17 protein-coding genes and 1 tRNA gene are annotated in these 17,608 nt (G+C 71.0%); 7 read left to right on the top strand and 11 right to left on the bottom strand.

Annotation, left to right across the window (positions count from 1 at the left end; translation table 11 throughout):
* Positions 1–84: 84 nt before the first annotated feature.
* A complete protein-coding gene (gene thrB / locus F6W97_RS19635; protein WP_230686821.1) occupies positions 85–987 on the bottom strand; it encodes a homoserine kinase in 903 nt (300 codons plus the stop codon).
* 196 nt (positions 988–1,183) lie between these two features.
* Here thrB and F6W97_RS19630 point away from each other — a divergent pair, with 196 nt between their 5' ends.
* Positions 1,184–1,558, top strand: coding sequence for a hypothetical protein (locus tag F6W97_RS19630; RefSeq protein ID WP_155371896.1), 375 nt, complete (start codon positions 1,184–1,186; stop codon positions 1,556–1,558).
* Between the two features lie 24 nt (positions 1,559–1,582).
* On the opposite strand, the gene F6W97_RS19625 is transcribed toward F6W97_RS19630, so the two are convergent.
* The 7 genes from F6W97_RS19625 to argS form a co-directional block, all read right to left on the bottom strand.
* Complete coding sequence (locus F6W97_RS19625; protein WP_155371894.1) at positions 1,583–1,780, bottom strand: type II toxin-antitoxin system antitoxin; 198 nt, start codon at positions 1,778–1,780, stop codon at positions 1,583–1,585.
* 9 nt (positions 1,781–1,789) lie between these two features.
* The gene (locus tag F6W97_RS19620) at positions 1,790–2,662 is read right to left on the bottom strand and encodes an SPFH domain-containing protein (protein ID WP_155371892.1); all 873 of its coding nucleotides are present in this window, start codon (positions 2,660–2,662) and stop codon (positions 1,790–1,792) included.
* A 59-nt stretch (positions 2,663–2,721) separates the two neighbouring features.
* Complete coding sequence (locus F6W97_RS19615; RefSeq protein WP_155371890.1) at positions 2,722–3,939, bottom strand: MFS transporter; 1,218 nt, start codon at positions 3,937–3,939, stop codon at positions 2,722–2,724.
* A gap of 166 nt (positions 3,940–4,105) precedes the next feature.
* Positions 4,106–5,155: a threonine synthase gene (gene thrC / locus F6W97_RS19610; RefSeq protein WP_155371888.1), complete on the bottom strand. Its 1,050-nt coding sequence runs from the start codon at positions 5,153–5,155 to the stop codon at positions 4,106–4,108.
* Positions 5,156–5,320: 165 nt separating this feature from the next.
* Entirely contained in the window at positions 5,321–6,607 is a 1,287-nt protein-coding gene (locus F6W97_RS19605) for a homoserine dehydrogenase (RefSeq protein ID WP_155371887.1), read from the bottom strand.
* Positions 6,608–6,650: 43 nt separating this feature from the next.
* Positions 6,651–8,036, bottom strand: a complete 1,386-nt coding sequence (gene lysA, locus F6W97_RS19600; protein WP_155371885.1) for a diaminopimelate decarboxylase — start codon at positions 8,034–8,036, stop codon at positions 6,651–6,653.
* 6 nt (positions 8,037–8,042) lie between these two features.
* Positions 8,043–9,686: an arginine--tRNA ligase gene (argS, locus tag F6W97_RS19595; protein ID WP_155371883.1), complete on the bottom strand. Its 1,644-nt coding sequence runs from the start codon at positions 9,684–9,686 to the stop codon at positions 8,043–8,045.
* Between the two features lie 87 nt (positions 9,687–9,773).
* Here argS and F6W97_RS19590 point away from each other — a divergent pair, with 87 nt between their 5' ends.
* Complete coding sequence (locus F6W97_RS19590) at positions 9,774–10,571, top strand: DUF3105 domain-containing protein (RefSeq protein ID WP_155371882.1); 798 nt, start codon at positions 9,774–9,776, stop codon at positions 10,569–10,571.
* A gap of 10 nt (positions 10,572–10,581) precedes the next feature.
* On the top strand, positions 10,582–11,208 hold the full coding sequence (locus F6W97_RS19585; protein ID WP_155371880.1) for a DUF305 domain-containing protein: 627 nt from the start codon (positions 10,582–10,584) through the stop codon (positions 11,206–11,208).
* Positions 11,209–11,293: 85 nt separating this feature from the next.
* Here F6W97_RS19585 and F6W97_RS19580 read toward each other — a convergent pair whose 3' ends face one another.
* Positions 11,294–12,055 (bottom strand): LPXTG cell wall anchor domain-containing protein, encoded by a 762-nt coding sequence (locus F6W97_RS19580; RefSeq protein ID WP_155371877.1) that lies wholly within the window; start codon positions 12,053–12,055, stop codon positions 11,294–11,296.
* A 180-nt stretch (positions 12,056–12,235) separates the two neighbouring features.
* On the opposite strand from F6W97_RS19580, the gene F6W97_RS19575 reads away from it, so the two are divergent.
* A tRNA-Arg gene (locus tag F6W97_RS19575) sits at positions 12,236–12,310 on the top strand.
* 289 nt (positions 12,311–12,599) lie between these two features.
* Positions 12,600–13,097, top strand: a complete 498-nt coding sequence (locus F6W97_RS19570; RefSeq protein WP_155371875.1) for a hypothetical protein — start codon at positions 12,600–12,602, stop codon at positions 13,095–13,097.
* Here the strand turns inward: F6W97_RS19570 and F6W97_RS19565 are convergent.
* Both F6W97_RS19565 and F6W97_RS19560 read right to left on the bottom strand, forming a co-directional pair.
* Positions 13,011–14,381: an MFS transporter gene (locus F6W97_RS19565; RefSeq protein ID WP_230686820.1), complete on the bottom strand. Its 1,371-nt coding sequence runs from the start codon at positions 14,379–14,381 to the stop codon at positions 13,011–13,013. The two genes, F6W97_RS19570 and F6W97_RS19565, sit on opposite strands and share 87 nt — an antisense overlap.
* 250 nt (positions 14,382–14,631) lie before the next feature.
* Complete coding sequence (locus tag F6W97_RS19560; RefSeq protein ID WP_155371873.1) at positions 14,632–15,969, bottom strand: acyltransferase family protein; 1,338 nt, start codon at positions 15,967–15,969, stop codon at positions 14,632–14,634.
* Between the two features lie 123 nt (positions 15,970–16,092).
* On the opposite strand from F6W97_RS19560, the gene F6W97_RS19555 reads away from it, so the two are divergent.
* On the top strand, positions 16,093–16,512 hold the full coding sequence (locus tag F6W97_RS19555) for a VOC family protein (RefSeq protein WP_155371872.1): 420 nt from the start codon (positions 16,093–16,095) through the stop codon (positions 16,510–16,512).
* Positions 16,513–16,572: 60 nt separating this feature from the next.
* Positions 16,573–17,586, top strand: coding sequence for a UDP-N-acetylmuramate dehydrogenase (locus F6W97_RS19550; protein WP_155371870.1), 1,014 nt, complete (start codon positions 16,573–16,575; stop codon positions 17,584–17,586).
* Positions 17,587–17,608: the final 22 nt, after the last annotated feature.

The raw sequence follows: 17,608 nt of genomic DNA, 5'->3' as shown, positions 1-17,608 counted from the left end.
TAATCAACGACTGAGACCAGCGGCAACACCGGGCTACTCGGCGTGTCTGAAATGCTGCAAAAGACAGGTGATACGCCCCGGTTTCTAACCAGGGATCCTACCCGCTGAAACTCGGGCGCCACCAGCGAACACCGCAAGAGTGTGTGCCAACCAACTCCCATCGTGCTCGAAACCGGACGGCACGGACGAAAGCGCCAGCACGCTCGGCCCTGCCCCGCTCACCACGGCCGCGACGCCGGCCGCGCGCAGCTGTGCGACCAGCGCGGCGGTCTCCGGCATTCCCGCCGCCCGGTAGCCCTGGTGCAGGCGGTCCTCGGTGGCCTCGAAGAGCAGCCCAGGGGCGCTGGTCAGGGCGTGGGTGAGCAGGGCCGCCCGGCCCGCGTTGAAGGCGGCGTCGGCGTGCGGCACGGTCGCGGGCAGCGCGGCCCGCGCGTGGGCGGTCAGGCCGCGTACGGCGGGCACGAACACCGTCGGCCGGATCTCGGCCGCCACCGGCAGCGCGACGGCACGCGCCCCGCCCGCCTCGGTCCAGGCGATGGTGAAGCCGCCGAGCAGGCACGGCGCGATGTTGTCCGGGTGCCCCTCGATCCGTCCCGCGATGCGGACCTCGTCGGCCCGGGTCAGCCGGCCGCCGGAGAGCGCGTTGGCCAGGGTCACCCCGGCCGTGATGGCAGCGCTGGAGGAGCCCATGCCGCGCGCCTGCGGGATCCGGTTGACGCAGCGCAGGCCCAGGCCCCGGGGCTGGGCGCCCAGCTCGGCGAAGGTCTCCCGCATCGCGCGTACGACCAGGTGGGTCTCGTCGGCGGGCAGCTCGCCCGCGCCCTCCCCGGTCACCTCGACGGCGGTCTTGCCGTCGTCGGACACCCAGGCGGTGACCTCGTCGCAGAGGTCCAGCGCCAGGCCCAGGGCGTCGAAGCCCGGTCCGAGGTTGGCGCTGGTGGCGGGCGCGTGGACGGTGTACGCCCCGGGCGCGAAGGAGATCGTCACGGTGGTCATGGTAGGGCCGCCGCCCCTCCCGTCGGCCGATCCGGTGGCCGGGCCGCCCAGTCCTCGGGAGGCCGTCGCCGGACGGTGGCCGCATCCGCAGGTCAGCAACTGCGGTGTGGACGGACCACGACGCGGCTGCGGCCGGATGGCGGGCGCTCGATACGGTGTCGGGGTCGCCCACCCCTCGGGAGAAGCTGTGGAATCGTTCGACCTGTCGTTGCTCGGCGTCATCCTGCCGCAGGCCGTCGGCGTACTGCTGATGATCGCCGGCCTGGTCGCGGCGCTGGCGCAACGGGCCCGCCTGGGCTCCGCCGCCACCGGCCTCACCGTCGCGGCGACCGCGCTGGGCGCGCTGACCTTCCTGGTCAGCACCTGGTGGCAGACCTTCGGCCTGCGCTCGGTGATCGAGGAAGGCGGCAGCTCGCGTTACGCCATGATCAGCTTCGTCAGCCTCGTCCTCTGGCTGTTCCACCTGATCTGGACGGGTCTGCTGATCGGCGCGGTGTTCGCCGGGCGGCGCCGCCCGCCGGTGGTGGAGAACGCCGTCATGGCACCGGGATCGCCGCTGTAGCGTCCGGAGTAGACGGACGGCGGATCAGTCATCGGCGGGTTCCTCGTCGGCGGGCACGGCGGCGGTGGGGCGGTCGACCTGCCGCCCCACCGACTTCAGCGCCGCCCGCAGGGCGTACTCGATCTGCGCGTTGACGCTGCGCAGATCGTCGGCCGCCCAGCGGGCGAGCGCGTCGTACACCGCGGGATCCAGCCGCAGCAACAGTTTCTTGCGTTCAGGCACGCGATGTCCTCAGTAGAGGGAGCCCGTGTTGACGACAGGCTGCGCGTTGCGGTCGCCGCAGAGCACCACCAGCAGGTTCGACACCATGTGCGCCTTACGCTCCTCGTCCAGCTCGACGACGCCCTGCTCGCGCAGCTGCTCCAGCGCACTGGAGACCATGCCGACCGCGCCCTCCACGATGGTGGACCGCGCCGCGACGATGGCCTGCGCCTGCTGGCGGGCCAGCATCGCCTGCGCGATCTCCGCAGCATAGGCGAGATGGGTGATCCGCGACTCGACCACCTCGACGCCCGCCAGGGTGACCCGCTCGCGCAGCTCGGCGGTGAGCTCCTCGCTGGCTGCGGCGCTGTCGCGCAGGCTGGTCCGGCCGCTGGCGTGGGCCTCGTACGGGTAGCTGGTGGCCAGGTGCCGCACCGCGGTCTCGGCCTGCACCTCGACGAAGTGCACGAAGTCGTCGACGGCGAACTTGGCGGCGTAGGTGTCCACGACCCGCCACACCACGACGGCGGCGATCTCGACCGGGTTGCCGTCGGCGTCGGAGACCTTGAGCCGGTTGGACTCGAAGTTGCGGATCCGCTTGGAGATCTTCGACTTCTCGGTCAGCGGCCAGGTCCAGTGGAAGCCGGGCTCGCCGATCGTGCCGACGTACTTGCCGAAGAACTGGATGACCCGGGCGTCGTTCGGGCTGATCACGATGAACCCGGTCGCGATCAGCACGAGCAGCAGGGCGCCGGCCGCGACGGCGGGGACGATGGCGGCGGCGGCGTCGTCGGCGTCGGGCACGCCCACGTTCGCGGCGATGACGGCGATCATTGCGGCAAGCACCAGCAGGCTCGCGAGGACCATGATGAACCCGGAGATCCGGAACGCCTTACGCTGCATGGCGGCTCCCTCTACTATCGAAGTGATATCACTAAGCTAGCAGGGGGTGTCAAGCCCGCTCAGTCGGCGAGCGCGGGCACCGGGGCCTGGGCCGGGATGCGCCGGGTGACCAGGAACCAGCCCACGGCGTACGACAGCGTGGTGACGCCGCAGCAGGCGACCAGCACCCGCCAGTCCACCGAGTCCACGAACGCGCCCACGACCAGCTGCGAGACCGTCACCGCGAGCATCGCGATCATCGTGTCGGTGGCGTTGACCCGGCCGCGCAGCTCGTCGGGCACTTCCTGGGCGATGGCGTAGTTCGACATCACCCAGTTGCCGCCGCCGGCCGCGTGCGCCAGGAAGATGCCCGCCAGCACCACCGGGAACCAGGCCGCCCCGGCCACGCCGACGTACACCAGGCCGTAGGTCGACATGGACAGCGCCAGCGCCGGGAACAGCCAGTGCGGCCGGGCCAGCGCCGCCCGGAACAGGAACGGGCCGACGATGCTGCCCAGCCCGCGCACCGCGAACATGAGGCCGAGCCCCCGCGCGCCCACCCCGAACGTGGCCGCGATCAGCGGGAACGTGGCCAGCAGGCCGTTGCCGGTGCCCACCGCCGACTTCACGGTCACCAGGGCCAGCAGCCGCGGCTCGCGGCGCAGGTAGCCCATCGCCTCCCGGATCGCCGCGAACGCCGGACGCGACACGGTCGGCAGGGTGCCCTGGGTCGGCCGCTGGATCCGCGAGGTGAGCAGCGCCGAGGTCGCCAGGCTCACCGCGACCAGGCCGAAGCAGGCGTACGGCGACAGCCACTCGGTGAGCAGGCCGCCCACCGACGAGGCGACCACGGTCATGGTGCCCCACGCCGTGCCGTTGACGGCCATCGCCGGACCCATGTCGGCGGGGTCGACCAGGTTGGGCACCGCCGCGTTGGCGGCCGGGGTGTAGAACGCCTTCGCCGCGGCGAGCGCCCCCAGCGCGACCAGTGCGATCGGGCCCGCGCCGGGGCCGCGCACCAGGAACAGGCCGCCGACGGCGACCAGCGCGGAGAGGTTGGACGCGATCAGGATGTGCTTGCGGTTGAACCGGTCGGCGATGGTGCCCGCGTACGGCAGCAGCAGCGCGACGGTGCCCGTCTCCACGGCCAGCGCCAGCCCGCCCCACAGGCCCTGGCCCGTCTCCCGGTTGAGCAGCACCAGCAGCGGAACCATGACGAACCAGTCCGCTCCGAAGACGATGACCTCGGCAAGGAACAGGCGGCGGAAGTCGGCGCTACGCGTAAGGACCCTGAGCACGTACGCACCGTACACCTGAGAGCGATCTCACGGACCGCGGGCACGCTGTGACGTGCCTCCCGATGGCGTTTTGCAGTTTCGGGGAAACTGCAGCCTCATCCCCACGGATGGGCGCACTTTCCCCGAAACTGCAGCCGCCGCCCTGCGGAGCGAGGCGGGGCGGGGGTTAGGCGAGGCCGAGTTCGCGGGCGGCGACCAGCGGGTCGTTGCCGATGGTGGTCGGGGCGGGGGCGGTGGAGATGGCCCACTCCGGGTCCTTGAGGCCGTGGCCGGTGACCGTGCAGACGATGCGGGAGCCGGGCGGCACCTTGCCCGCCGCAGACGCCTGCAGCAGTCCGGCGACGCTGGCGGCCGAGCCCAGCTCGACGAAGACGCCGACCTCGCGGGCCAGCAACCGGTACGCCGAGAGGATCTCGCGGTCGGTGACGGCGTCGATGAGGCCGCCGGAGGCGTCGCGCGCGTCGAGGGCCTTGGTCCACGAGGCGGGGTTGCCGATCCGGATCGCGGTGGCGATCGTGGACGGGTTCGGCACGACCGCACCGTTGACGATCGGGGCGGAGCCGGCGGCCTGGAAGCCGTACAGCTTCGGGGCCTTCGTGGCGTTGCCCGCCGCGACGTCCTCGGTGTAGCCCAGCCAGTACGCGCTGATGTTGCCGGCGTTGCCGACCGGCATGCAGTGGATGTCCGGCGCGTCGCCGAGCGCCTCGACGATCTCGAACGCGGCGGTCTTCTGCCCGTGCAGCCGGTCGATGTTCACCGAGTTGACCAGTGCCACCGGGTAGTCCTGGGACAGCTTGCCCGCCATCGCCAGGCAGTCGTCGAAGTTGCCGCTGACCTGGAGCAGCTTCGCGCCGTGCACCAGCGCCTGGGCGAGCTTGCCCAGCGCGATCTTGCCTTGCGGCACGAGCACGGCACAGGTGATGCCGGCGCGGGCGGCATACGCCGCGGCGCTGGCGGAGGTGTTGCCGGTGGAGGCGCAGATGATCGCCTTCGCGCCGTGCTCGACGGCCGTGGAGACGGCCACCGTCATGCCGCGGTCCTTGAAGGAGCCGGTCGGGTTGGCGCCCTCGACCTTCAGGTAGACGTCACACCCGGTGCGGTCGGACAGCACCGGTGCCGGCACCAGCGGCGTGTTGCCCTCGTGCAGCGTGATCACGGGCGTCTTGTCCGTCACCGGCAGCCGGTCCCGGTACTGCTCGATCAACCCACGCCACATGCTGGCCTCCTTACCGAGTGTCATCGAGTACCTTGCCGCCTCGCCGCCCGTAACTCCACTCGGGTTCCACGCAGCGAGACGCGCGCATCCTTACCGTTGATCATGAACTTGTGCCGCCGACACGCCGACGAGCCGTGCCATAAGTTCATGATCAACGCGAGGAGGCTAGAACTCCACCCGCAGGACGGAGGCTACGGCTCGGACGAAGTCGAGGGTACGGAGTTCGGCGACCGTGGCGGCGAGGGCGCTGTCGGGGGCGGAGTGGGTGACGATGACGAGGCTGGCCTCGTCGCCGCGGCCCGACTGGTTGACGGTGGCGATGGAGACGTCGTGGCGGGCGAAGACCCCGGCGACCGAGGCCAGCACGCCGGCTCGGTCGGCCACGTCGAGGGAGACGTGGTAGCGGGTGCGGACCTCGCCCATCGGGTGGACCGGCAGGTCGGCGTAGACGGACTCGCTGGCGGCGCGTACCCCGGCCAGGCGGTTGCGGCCGACGGCGACCAGGTCGCCGAGCACCGCGCTGGCGGTCGGCGCGCCACCCGCGCCGCGGCCGTAGAACATCAGCTGACCGGCGGCCTCGGCCTCGACGAACACGGCGTTGAACGCCTCGCCGACCCCGGCCAGCGGGTGCGTGCGCGGGATCATCGCCGGGTGCACGCGGACGCTGACGCCGCCGTCGGGCGTGCGGCCCGCGATGCACAGCAGCTTGATCGTGCAGCCCATCGCCTTGGCACTGGCCACGTCGGCCGCGCTGACCTCGGTGATGCCCTCGCGGTACACGTCGGCGGCCTTGACCCGGGTGTGGAAGGCCAGGCTGGCCAGGATCGCGGCCTTCGCGGCGGCGTCGAAGCCCTCCACGTCGGCGGTCGGGTCGGCCTCGGCGTAGCCGAGCGCGGTCGCCTCTTCGAGGGCCTCGGAGAAGCCCGCGCCGGTGGCGTCCATCGCCGAGAGGATGAAGTTCGTGGTGCCGTTCACGATGCCGGTGACCTGGGTGATGCGGTCGCCGTGCAGGGACTCCCGCAGCGGGCGCAGCAGCGGGATCGCGCCCGCCACCGACGCCTCGTAGTACAGGTCGGCCCCGCCCTCGGCGGCGGCGTCGTGCAGGCTGCCGCCGTCCTCAGCCAGCAGCGCCTTGTTGCCCGTGATCACGGACTTGCCCGCGCGCAGCGCCTCGACCAGCCAGGTGCGGGCCGGCTCGATGCCGCCCACCACCTCGATGACCACGTCCACGTCGTCGCGCTTGACCAGGCCGAGGGCGTCCGTGGTGAACAGGTCGGCGCTGACCGGCAGATCACTGCGGTCGCGGCCCGCTCTGCGCACGGCGATGCCGACCAGCTCGACGGGGGCGCCGATACGCGCCGTGAGGTCGGCGGCCTGCTCGTGCAGCAGGCGTACGACCTCCGAGCCGACGGCGCCGCATCCCAGCAGCGCCACCTTGACCGAGTCAGCCACTTCGTCTCCCGTAACGCTCACCTGGACAGGGCGCAGTCGCGCCCTACCCCACGTCCAACGCCAGGAGATCGTCCTCGGTCTCCCTGCGCACGATCACCCGAGCCTGCCCGTCCCGCACCGCCACGACCGGCGGCCGCGGCACGTGGTTGTAATTGCTGGCCATGCTCCGGCAGTAGGCGCCGGTTCCCGGCACCGCAATAAGATCTCCGGGCCGGACGTCAGCGGGCAGGAATTCATCCTTCACCACCACGTCCCCCGCCTCACAATGTTTTCCCACCACGCGGGCAAGAATCGGTTCCGCCTGTGACGCACGCGACGCCAGCGTCGCCGAGTACGACGCGTCGTACAGCGCGGTGCGGATGTTGTCGCTCATGCCGCCGTCCACGCTCACGTAGGTGCGCAGGCCGTCGAGCGGCTTGACCGTGCCGACCTCGTACAGCGTGAAGGTGGACGGGCCGACGATGGCGCGGCCCGGCTCCACGGACAGGTGCGGCTGGGCGATGCCCAGGCCCCGGCACTCGTCCGCCACGATCTTGAACATCCGCTCGGCGAGGTCGCCGGCGGGTGAGGGCGTGTCCTGGCTGGTGTACGCGATGCCGAAGCCGCCGCCCAGGTCCAGCTCGGGCAGCTCCGCCCCCAGCTCGGTGCGGATGCGCTCCTGCAGGGTGAGGATGCGCCGGGCGCTGACCTCGAAGCCCGACGTGTCGAAGATCTGCGAGCCGATGTGCGAGTGCAGGCCGCGCAGCTCCAGCGTGCCCTGCTCCAGGATGAGCCGGGCCGCCTCGAACGCCTTGCCGCCCGCCAGCGAGAACCCGAACTTCTGGTCCTCGTGCGCCGTCGCGATGAACTCGTGGGTGTGCGCCTCCACGCCGACCGTCACCCGGATCATGACGCGCGGGCGTACCCCGCGCTCCCGGGCGATCGCCGACAGGCGCTCGATCTCGTCGAACGAGTCGACCACGATCCGGCCCACCCCGGTCTCCACGGCCCGGGTCAGCTCGCGTACCGACTTGTTGTTGCCGTGCAGCGCGAGCCGGGCCGGGTCCATGCCCGCCGCCAGCGCGGTGGCCAGCTCGCCGCCGCTGCACACGTCGAGGTTCATCTCCTCCTCGACCAGGATGCGCACGATCGCCCGGCACAGGAACGCCTTGCCCGCGTAGTACACGTCAGCCCCCGCGAAGCCCTGCTTGAAGTCGCGGCAGCGGGCCCGGAAGTCCTCCTCGTCGAGCAGGTACGCCGGGGTGCCGAACTCCTGCGCCAGGGACGCCACGTCCCGGCCGCCCACGTGCAGCACGCCGGACGCGTCCTTGCTCGCGGTCCGCGGCCACAGCGGCGTCATCAGCTCGTTCACGTCAGCGGGCGTACGCAGCCAGGAAGGTCCCTGGTGCCCGAAGTCGCCGTGCAGGGCCCCAGCCTCATGAGCGCGCAAGGGTGTTCACATCCGTTCGGGGGCGGTCACGCCGAGCAGGCCGAGGCCGTTGGCGATGACGGTGCGGGTGGCGTCATTGAGCCAGAGCCGGGCGACGTTGACGGGCTCGATGGGCGCGTCCCCCATGGGCAGCACCCGGCAGTTGTCGAAGAACCGGTGGTAGTCCCCGGCCAGGGTCTCCAGGTAGGTCGCCACCCGGTGCGGCTCGCGCAGCTCGGCGGCGCCGGCCACCACCGCCGGGTAGTCGCCGAGCGCCTTGAGCAGCTCCAGCTCCTTCGGGTGGGACAGCAGCGCCGGGTCGAACCCACCCGAATCACGGGTCAGCCCCAGCTCGGCCGCGTTGCGGGCGACGCTCGCGGAGCGGGCGGCGACGTACTGCACGTAGTACACCGGGTTGTCGCGGGTCGCCCGGGTCCACAGGTCGACGTCGATGTCGATCGGCGAGTGGATGCTGTAGCGGGCCAGGGCGTACCGGGAGGCGTCCACGCCGATCGCCTCGACCAGGTCCTCCATCGTCACCACGGTGCCCGCGCGCTTGCTCATGCGCATCGGCTGGCCGTCGCGGACCAGGTTCACCATCTGCCCGATGAGAATCTCGAGGTTGACGTTCGGGTCGTCGCCGAAGCAGGCCGACATCGCGCGCATCCGGCCCACGTAACCGTGGTGGTCCGCGCCCAGCATCATGACGATCTTCTCCGCGCCCCGCTCCCGCTTGTCCAGGTAGTAGGCGCAGTCGGCGGCGAAGTAGGTCCAGTCGCCGTCGCTCTTGCGCAGCACCCGGTCCTTGTCGTCGCCGAAGTCGGTGGTGCGCAGCCAGGTCGCGCCCTCGGACTCGTAGATGTGGCCCTGCCCCCGCAGCCGCTCCAGGGCCAGGTCCAGCTCGCCCTTGGCGTGCAGGTCCTTCTCGTTGAAGTACACGTCGAAGTGCGTGCCGAACTCGTTCAGCGACGACTTGATCTGCGCGAACATCAGCTCGACGCCCTCGACCCGGAACGTCTCCAGGTCATCGGCCCCCGGGTGCTTCGCCCGGACCGCCTCGGCGATCTCGGCGATGTACGCGCCGCCGTAGCCGTCCTCCGGCGTCTGCTCGCCCCGGGCCGCGGCCAGCAGCGACTTGGCGAACCGGTCGATCTGCGCACCGGCGTCGTTGAAGTAGTACTCCGTGGTCACGTCCGCGCCCGCCGCCTTGAGCAGTCGCGCCAGCGCGTCGCCGACCGCCGCCCAGCGCACCCCGCCCAGGTGGATCGGGCCGGTCGGGTTCGCCGACACGAACTCCAGGTTCAGCCGCAGCCCGGCCAGCGCCGAGCCGTGCCCGTACGCCCGGCCCTGGGTGACCACCGTGCGGGCCAGCTCACCGGCGGACGCCGCGTCCACCCGGATGTTCAGGAAGCCCGGCCCGGCGATCTCCACCGCAGCGATACCTGTGACTTTGCTGAGTTCCGCGGCCAGGGCCGAGGCCAGATCACGCGGGTTCGCGCCGACCTTCTTGGCGACCTGAAGAGCCAGGTTGGTGGCGTAATCCCCGTGCTCCGGGTTGCGCGGACGCTCCACCGTCGCCGCCGCCGGCAGGGCCGCCAGGTCGAGGTCGCGGGCCGTGAAGACGGCTTTCGCGGCGGTCAGGACGGCATCGGCGATATTCGCGGGAGTCACCCGGCCATGCTAACCGGGTAGACTTCTGCCCTCCGCGTCCCACCGCTCGGCGGGCGCGCCCATCCCCTCGATGTGACGGACACCACGATGAGCATCAGCACGCCTGGCGGGGAGCAGCACCGCCCCGGTCTCGTGAAGGTCGGCGGCAAGCCCGCGGCCGGCGCCAAGCCCGGCACCAAGACCACCACCGGCGGCGGCAAGACCCCGCCGAAGGCCGGCGGCCCGCGCAAGCCGATCACGCCGATCAAGGTCAACCAGGGCCGCAACTGGGGCCCCATCGCCATGTTCGCCGCCGTCGGCCTGCTCGCGGTCGGCATCATCGGCTGGGGCGCCTGGGCGGCGTTCAAGCCGGGCGGCGCGGGCTACGACTGGGAGACGCGCGCCGGCAGCATCGACGGCATCACGCACGTCACCACCGAGCTCAAGAGCAACCACACGTACAACCAGGAGAAGTACGAGCAGAGCCCGCCGGTCGGCGGCACGCACAGCTACGTGTGGCAGCAGTGCATGGGCAACGTCTACGACGCGCCCATCCCCAACGAGCACGCGGTGCACAGCCTCGAGCACGGCGCCGTCTGGGTCACGTACCGCGCGGACCTGCCCGCCGACCAGGTGGCCAAGCTGGCCGCCAAGGTCGAGGGCAAGGAGATGATGCTGATGAGCCCGGTCGCGAACCTGGACAAGCCGATCTCCCTGCAGGCCTGGTCGTACCAGCTCAAGGTCGACGACGCGAGCGACTCCCGGATCGACGACTTCATCGGCGCGCTGCGCGTGAACGCGACCCAGGAAGCGGGCGCGACGTGCTCCGGCGGCAACACCGCCACCGGCGACAAGCCGCTGACCGAGGAGCAGGCCGCCGCACTCGCCCAGCAGCAGCAGGGCTGACAGGAGCACCATGACGGACGTGGGGAACAGCCCTCGGTTCAGCACGCGAGGGCTGGCCCTCTCCGTGGCGCTCGCGCTGCTGGTCGGGCTCGCCATCGGTTTCGGCGTGACCCGGCTGGCCGCGCCCGGCACCCCGGCCGACGACTCGGCCGCCGCCGGCTTCGCCCGTGACATGACGTCGCACCACGCTCAGGCCGTCGCCATGGGCATGATCGCCGCCAAGAAGGGCTACGCGCACGAGGTGCGGACCATCGGCGAGGACATCGCGCTGACCCAGCAGGGCCAGATCGGCATCATGGGCCAGTGGCTGCGGGACTGGGGCCTCAACCTCAACTCCGCCGCCAAGCCGATGGCCTGGATGCCCGACGGTGACGCGGCACTGAACGGCAACCTGATGCCAGGCATGGCCACGCCGCAGGAGATGACCGCGCTGGAGAACGCCGCCGGCAAGGACGTCGACCGCCTGTTCCTGGAGATGATGATCAAACATCACCTGGGCGGCGTGCACATGGTCGACGCCGTGCTGACCCGGACCGACGATCCCGACGTGCTCTGGCTGGCCAAGGGCATGAAGGCCCGCCAGACGCTGGAGATCTCCGAGATGCAGCAACTGCAGGCCACGCTCGCCAAACGCTGAACGGTGTACGCATGATGAAGGCCCCGCCAGAACTCCGGCGGGGCCTTCATCATCTCTTCGTGCCCGGGTCAGGACCGACTCGCGATCAGATCTCGGTCGGCAGATCGCGGCGGCGGCGCACCAGGAACAGCGTGCCCACCCCGCCGACGACCAGGGCCAGGCCCACGGCGGCGAAGACGGTCACGGCCGCGCCGGTCACCGGCAGGCCCGGCTCCGACGGCGACGGCGAGTCGCCCGGCACGTCCGGCGTCTCCGACGTGCCAGGCGTCTCGGTCGTGCCAGGGGTCGGCGTGCCCGGAGTCGGCGTCCCCGGCGTCGGCGTGCCGCTCGGCGACTCCGACGGGAACGGCGACGGGGTGTTGCCACCCTCACCGGCGCAGGTGTGCGTCACCACGATCCGGTCCACGTCCTTGCTGCCGACGCTCTTGCCCTCGGCGTCCAGCAGCGTCCAGCCGGCCGGCACGACCACCCAGGCCAGATGCTTGTTGGTGGCGTTGGCGAACCCGTGCGGGTACGCGTCGGCATCGGAGTCCTTGATGTACGTGGTCACCTGGCCGCTGCCGGTGTCGAACTTCGCCCACATGCCGACGGCGGTGTCGAACTCGTCCGGCGCGATGTTGAACACCCAGCCGTCCTTGTCGGCCGCGGCGAGGTTGCCGATCTCCGTGCAGCCGCGCGTGAAGACCTTCGCCTTGGTGTTGTGGTGCGGCTGGTGCAACACCGCGTCGTACGGAGCGGTCGGCGCTGGGTGTGCCGCCTGCGCGGGCATGGCGAACAGCGTGGCGAGTCCGGCGCCCACAGCCGCCAGCGAGACGACGGCCAGCGGCGCCAGCAGACGCTTGTTCATGAGTCCTCCGGAGGGGTGGAAGTGGTGCAACGCCACATCGTCACCCGCAGCCAGCAGGGGCAGGATCGGATTAACCGGCCCTGAACCGATGATCGACACGACACGCCATCGGCCGAACGGCCGAGCCGGATACCGATTCGAGGCCACGAAGGGGACCTGCTACTCTTTGACGGTCGCTGAGCCCCCGTAGCTCAGGGGATAGAGCACCGCCCTCCGGAGGCGGGGGCGCAGGTTCGAATCCTGCCGGGGGCACCACTCACCACCAGCACAAAGAAGCCGCTGACCTGCGAGAAGCAGATCGGCGGCTTCAAACGTATGCGCGACCGCGGGCGACTTTGTCCCGGCCGGCTACGGCCATCCGTTCCGAAGGTTCCGGCCCTCGACACCGGCCCGGCCCCGGGCACGGCGCTCCGGTTCGGCCCAGGACCAAACCGCCCGTTGACGCAGGCCACGGTTCGGGCAGCTCTCCGCTCTCGACGACCGGACACTTTCCCCACCACCTCGGATGGCGTTTTGGTTGAGGCCCGGCGTTACCTTCTGTTTTGTGGATTTCTGGAGCACCCTTGACGCGATCGGATCATTCGGTGGAATGATTCTTGCGGGTGTCGCGGGATATGTCGCCTACCGGCTGTTCAAGGTCGAGTCAGAACGCGACCAGAGGGCGGAGCAGGCGCGGCGTCAGCAGATGGCGGATCAGGCGCGCGACCAAGCGGCGAGAATCGGCTTCTGGAAAGACAACCGATCCGACGTCATCAAGGTCCTGAATGCGTCGTCACTGCCCGTCTACGATGCCGAGTTGCACGTTGACGTGTTCACGGATGGCGCTTTCGTCCGGCAACCGATCAAGTACCTGGCGGCGATAGTCCCCGGCGAGCAGATCGAATTGAGCCCACAGGAATTCGCCGAAGCAAAAGCACTTCTGGTGGGCGATGCCGACGCCTTCAACGGACCACATTTATACTTTCGCGACAACGCCGGGCTCTTTTGGGAACGCATGATGAGCGGGGAGCTGAGGCAGTGGACGGCGGAGGGTCGCTGGTAGCTGCTTCCCACGCGATCCGGTCGGCGGGTGGCTTTCCTCAGCCGGACTCTCAAGGTCGGAAGAACCACGCAGCGCCGCCTCGACCCGGCGGTTGCTGGTCATGGTCGCCGTGATGGCGGTCATGGCAATGAGGAGACCGGCGGCGGCGTAGAGCGGGGTGCGTACGTCGTACGTGGTGGCCAGCCAGCCGCCGAGGAAGGCACCGAACGGGGCGGCGCACATGGCGAGCATGCGGGAGGTGGAGGCGACGCGGCCCATCAGGTGAGCCGGGACGATCGCCTGCCGCAGGGAGGGGCCGAGCACCATCGTGGCGCCCATGCCGGCCCCGCAGGCAGCGAGCGCGAGCCCGGCCACGTAAGGATTCGGGGCGGCGGCGAGCCCCAGGATGGCGAGCCCTTCGACCATGGCCGTGCAGATCAGCGCGGTGCCGGTGCCGAGTCGCCGGCCGAGGAAGGAGGCGATGCCCGCGCCGAGCAGGCCGCCGGTGGCCTCGGCCGTCAGGAGCAGGCCGAAGCCGAAGGCGCCCATACCGAGACGGTCGTGCGCGAACAGGGCGAGCACGGTCTCCACGGCGAGGAAGGCGACGTTCCCGACCGCCGGACGGAGCGCGAGCCCGAGCAGCAGCCGATCCCGGAAGACGTACGCGGCCCCGGCCCGCGCCTGCCGGAGCAGCGACTCGCGGGCCGCGGGTGCGGGCCGGGGCACGGCGGGCAGCGACCGCACGAGCACGGCGGAGAGCGCGAACGACACCGCGTCGGCGAGCAGCGGCGCCGCCCGCCCGAGCACGAGCAGCGCACTGCCCGCAGGCGGCCCCGCGAAGCCGGACATGGCGGTCTGGGCACCGCGCAGGCGGGCGTTGGCACGCTCCAGGAATGCGGGATCGCGGCCGAGCAGGTCTGGCAGATAGGCCGTGGCGGCCGTGTCGAAGAAGAGGCCGCCGAGGCTGAGCAGGAAGGCGACGGCCGCGAGCAGCGGGATGCTCAGCACGTCGAGCGCGGCGGCGGACACCGGTATCGCGAGCAGTGCCGCGCGCGCGATGTCCGCCGTCCACATCGTGCGTCGGCGGTCCCAGCGGTCCACCAGCGCACCGCCGAGTATCCCGAAGAGCAGCCAGGGCAGGGTCCCGGCGGCCGTGACGACGGCCAGTGCCATCGGATCCCGCGTCAGGGTCAACGCGAGCAGCGGCAGGGCCGCGTGCATCACCCCGTCACCGAGCGAGGACACCGTCTGTGCGGTCCACAGCCGCCCGAACCCGGTCGGTAGCCTCCTTGCCTCCGGGTTCACTTGACGGCCCCTCGGGACTGCGCGGCCGGGTCCGGCGGGAACAGCACGTGCATCGCATACATGGTGGTCAGGTCCAGGTGCATGGCCTCACCCTGCCGAAGCCTCCAGGTCCCGATCAAGGTCGGTTCTCCGGCCGTGCGATAACACGGGGCTTATCAAAGCCCATCGACCTCGCGCTTTCGCCTTCCGTCGGGCCGCAGGGCCCTACCCGGCATCCGCCGGCTCCCCTGCGGACGGCCGGCGTCGCTGCTCACCTCGCGGCGGCGGGTTCCGCCACGGGATCCGGCTCGGTCCGCTGCGACGGCACGGGCGGGCGCGGGCCGGGCTGCGGCTCGTCTGCGCGGAAGCGACGCGAGAGCCGCTTGGCCAGCGCCTGGCCGGGCCGCTCGACGAGCCGGTAGGACAGTTCCGAGACCACGAGGATCGCGATGAGGGTCGCGACGAACAGCACGGCCTGTGCCGGCCAGCTCATGCGCGCCGGCCGGATCGCCGACAGCAGCGCGAAGAGGACGACGTTGTGGAAGAGGTAGGTGGAGTAGCTGACCCGGCCCAGCCAGATCAGGGCGCGCGGGAACCTCCGGTTGCGCAGCATGAACACGGCGGCGAAGGTGATCACGACCGCGAGCAGCGTGACCAGCGCGTTCTGCCGCATGGACGCGAGCCGGTGTGCAGCCCACGGCTGGTCCGCGAGGTGCACCCACGTCGCGGCGACGATCTCCACCAGGACGGCCGCGAGCACCGCGAAGGCGACCGGCCGCCGCAGGACACCACGGTGGGCGTAGAAGACGACGCTGCCGGCGAACATGATGGCGAGCAAGGTCAGCACGTTCCAGGAGGCGATGGCCTGGGTCCGTTCCCAGAGCCGCCCGTTGAGCGCGACGTAGCCGAGCAGCGCCAGGCCGCCCAGCCCGGCCCCGACCCAGGCCCGCCGGCCGCCCCAGACGTACGCGGCGATGCTTCCCGCCAGCAGCAGGAGCAGCGCCGACGCGGCGATGAGGCGGTGACTGTCCGCGACGCCGATGAGGGCCCCGGGCAGCACTCCGCCGAGCAGCAGTGCCACGCCGGCGAGCCCGAGCGCCCACCAGTGCGCCCGGCGTTGCAGCCCGAACACGAACAGCGCCGAGACCACGAGGTAGAAGACCATCTCGTAGGAGAGGGTCCAGTAGACCCCGACCAGTGGTGAGGCGCCGGTGAACTCGCCGAGCATCGCGGCATGGGAGATCGCCGAGATCGCCGGGTCGCCGAGATCGTATGCGCGATAGGGCCGGTAGCCGGTCATCAGCACCGCCGCCATGGCCAGGGCGGAGACGAGGTAGGCGGGGTAGAGCCGGAACACCCGCCCGATCCAGAAGGCGCCGAGGTGCCGGTAGCGCTCCAGCGCCATGGCGATCACGTACCCGCTCACCAGGAAGAAGAGCATCACCCCGTACCGCCCGAGGTCGATCTGGCGGACCAGCCACAGGGGGCGCAGGGCGGGGAAGCCGTAACTGACGAGGTGGAAGACGACGACGGTGCCGGCAGCGATGGCCCGCAGGGCGTCCATCCATTGCATGCGCTCGTCGGGACGGGGGTTGTGCTGGCGGTGCATCGGCCAGATGCTACCGGCCGATGATCAGGTTCGCTGCCCCGGTGATCTAGGACCGGCCGATCATGCGGGACGCACTGAGCAGGCAAGCCGCTTCGGCCGGTCGTCGTCGGTAACGTGAGTCACATGGACATCAAGGTCTCGCACTGCTTCATCATCGTCGACGATCATGACAAGGCCCTCGGGTTCTACCGCGACGTCCTCGGTTTCGAGGTCCGCACCGATGTCAGCTACGAGGGCATGCGCTGGGTGACCGTCGTGCCGCCGGGCCAGCCCGAACTCGAGATCACCATCGAGACCCCCGATTCCCACCCGGACGCCTCCGCCGAGGACAAGCAGAAGCAGTACGACCTGCTGGCCAAGGGCCTGCTGCGCGGGCTGATCTTCACCACCGACGACGTGGACGCCGCCTTCGAGCACATCCGCGCTTCGGGTGCCGAGGTGCTCCAGGAGCCCGCGGACCAGGCTTACGGCGTACGCGACTGCGCGTTCCGCGACCCGGCCGGGAACATGATCCGCCTGAACCAGCCCCGCACGAGCTCCTAGCCTTGCCCGCCGTGGCGACCGCCGGGTGGCGAGTGCTGCCCGCTCGGTAGGCTTCGGCCCGTGACCATCACGTTTGCTGAGCTGACCACCATGCGGGTCGGTGGCCCGGTAGGACGGCTGGAAGTCGCCCGCAGCACGCCGCACGCGATCGAGTTGCTCCGCGACGCGGGCACGACCGACGAGCCGCTGTTCGTGCTGGGTGGCGGCTCGAACCTGGTGGTCGGCGACGTCGGTTGGGACGGCACGGTCGTCAAGATGGAGTCGGCCGAGTTCGACATCGACGGCGAGCTGGTCACCGCCGCCGCCGGAGTCGAGTGGGATCACCTCGTGCGTACCGTGCTGGCGGAGGGCCTGTCCGGGGTCGAGGCGCTGTCCGGCATCCCGGGCTCGGTCGGCGGCACACCCGTGCAGAACGTCGGCGCGTACGGCACCGTGACCTCGGACGTGCTGGAGTCGGTCACCGTGTACGACCGCACCACCGGCGAGGTGGAGGTCTGGTCGCCGGAGCGGTGCGGGTTCGGCAGCCACCGGCAGTCGGTGTTCAAGCACAGCGACCGCTGGGTCGTGCTGGACGTCACGTTCCGGCTGCGCCGCGACGGGCAGTCCGCCCCCGTCACGTTCCCGGCGGTCGCCGAGCGGCTGGGGATCGAGGTCGGCGGCACGGCGGACCCGGCCGACGTGCGCGAGGCGGTCCTGGCCCAGCGCCGCCAGCGCAAGATGGTCCTGGACCCCGCCGACCACGACACCTGGAGCGTCGGGTCGTTCTTCCTGAACCCGGTGCTGGCCGAGGTGCCGGACCGGGCCCGGGACTGCCCCGGCCAGCCGGACGCCAAGGGCACCAAGCTGCACGCAGCCTGGCTCATCCAGCAGGCCGGGTTCGGTCCGGGTTACGGGACCGAGTGGGGCAACGGCGCCGTCGCGCTCTCCTCGCGGCACACCCTCGCCCTGACCAACCGCGGCGGAGCGACCACCGCGGACGTGCTGAAGTTCGCCGCGCACATCCGCGACGGCGTACAGGCAAGGTTCGGCGTCGCGCTGACCCCCGAGTGCCACCTGGTCAACTGCTCGTTCTGAGGTCGGCAGGACCGGGACGCCG

The sequence above is a fragment of the Catellatospora vulcania genome (assembly GCF_009720385.1).
In the GTDB taxonomy this organism is placed as follows: domain Bacteria; phylum Actinomycetota; class Actinomycetes; order Mycobacteriales; family Micromonosporaceae; genus Catellatospora; species Catellatospora vulcania.
This window is presented reverse-complemented; position numbering and strand designations above follow the sequence as displayed.

Coding starts and splice junctions, on each gene's coding strand:
- F6W97_RS19585 (WP_155371880.1), top strand. CDS start 10,582: ATGACGGACGTGGGGAACAGCCCTCGGTTCAGCACGCGAGGGCTGGCC.
- F6W97_RS19590 (WP_155371882.1), top strand. CDS start 9,774: ATGAGCATCAGCACGCCTGGCGGGGAGCAGCACCGCCCCGGTCTCGTG.
- F6W97_RS19580 (WP_155371877.1), bottom strand. CDS start 12,055: ATGAACAAGCGTCTGCTGGCGCCGCTGGCCGTCGTCTCGCTGGCGGCT.
- F6W97_RS19555 (WP_155371872.1), top strand. CDS start 16,093: ATGGACATCAAGGTCTCGCACTGCTTCATCATCGTCGACGATCATGAC.
- F6W97_RS19620 (WP_155371892.1), bottom strand. CDS start 2,662: ATGCAGCGTAAGGCGTTCCGGATCTCCGGGTTCATCATGGTCCTCGCG.
- thrC (WP_155371888.1), bottom strand. CDS start 5,155: ATGTGGCGTGGGTTGATCGAGCAGTACCGGGACCGGCTGCCGGTGACG.
- F6W97_RS19560 (WP_155371873.1), bottom strand. CDS start 15,969: ATGCACCGCCAGCACAACCCCCGTCCCGACGAGCGCATGCAATGGATG.